1 protein-coding gene is annotated in these 1,010 nt (G+C 63.4%); it reads right to left on the reverse strand.

The window, feature by feature from the left end; genetic code table 11:
- Nucleotides 1-1,010 (reverse strand): hypothetical protein (locus tag HWX62_RS33260; RefSeq protein ID WP_279610486.1); only part of this gene is annotated, 1,010 nt, incomplete at both ends.

Below are 1,010 nucleotides of genomic sequence, written 5' to 3' on the forward strand. Positions count from 1 at the left end.
TCGCTGTCGACGGGTCTGAGCACGACGAACAGCAACGTGGCGTCGCTGTCGACCTCGACGGCATCCAGCGTGGGTTCGCTGTCGACGGGTCTGAGCACGACGAACAGCAACGTGGCGTCGCTGTCGACCTCGACGGTATCCAGCGTGGGTTCGCTGTCGACGGGCTTGAGCACGACGAATAGCAATCTGGATTCACTGTCGACGTCCACGTCGTCGGGTCTGTCGATGGCCAACAGCTCGATCACGTCGCTGTCGACGTCGGCGTCGACGGGGATCAGCACGGCGCAAAGTGGGGTGACGTCGCTGTCGACCGGCCTGAGCACGACCAACAGCACGGTCACGTCGCTGTCGACCTCCACGGCATCCAGCGTGGGTTCGCTGTCGACGGGCTTGAGCACGACGAATAGCAACCTGGATTCGTTGTCGACCTCGACGGCGTCCAGCGTGGGCTCGCTGTCGACGGGCTTGAGCACGACGAATAGCAATCTGGATTCACTGTCGACGTCCACGTCGTCGGGTCTGTCGACGGCTAACAGCTCAATCACGTCGCTGTCGACGTCGGCGTCGACGGGGATCAGCACGGCGCAAAGCGGGGTGACGTCGCTGTCGACCGGCCTGAGCACGACCAACAGCACGGTCACGTCGCTGTCGACCTCGACGGCATCCAGCGTGGGTTCGCTGTCGACGGGTCTGAGCACGACGAACAGCAACCTGGATTCGCTGTCGACCTCGACGGCGTCGAGTGTGGGTTCGCTGTCGACGGGCCTGAGCACGACGAACAGCACAGTCACGTCGTTGTCGACCTCGACGGCGTCGAGCGTGGGCTCGCTGTCGACGGGTCTGAGCACGACGAACAGCAACGTGGCGTCGCTGTCGACCTCCACGGCATCCAGCATGGGCTCGCTGTCCACTGGCTTGAGCACGACGAATAGCAATCTGGATTCACTGTCGACGTCCACATCGTCGGGTCTGTCGACGGCCAACAGCTCGATCACGTCGCTGTCGACGTC

The sequence above is a fragment of the Burkholderia sp. BCC0506 genome (assembly GCF_902833145.1).
In the GTDB taxonomy this organism is placed as follows: domain Bacteria; phylum Pseudomonadota; class Gammaproteobacteria; order Burkholderiales; family Burkholderiaceae; genus Burkholderia.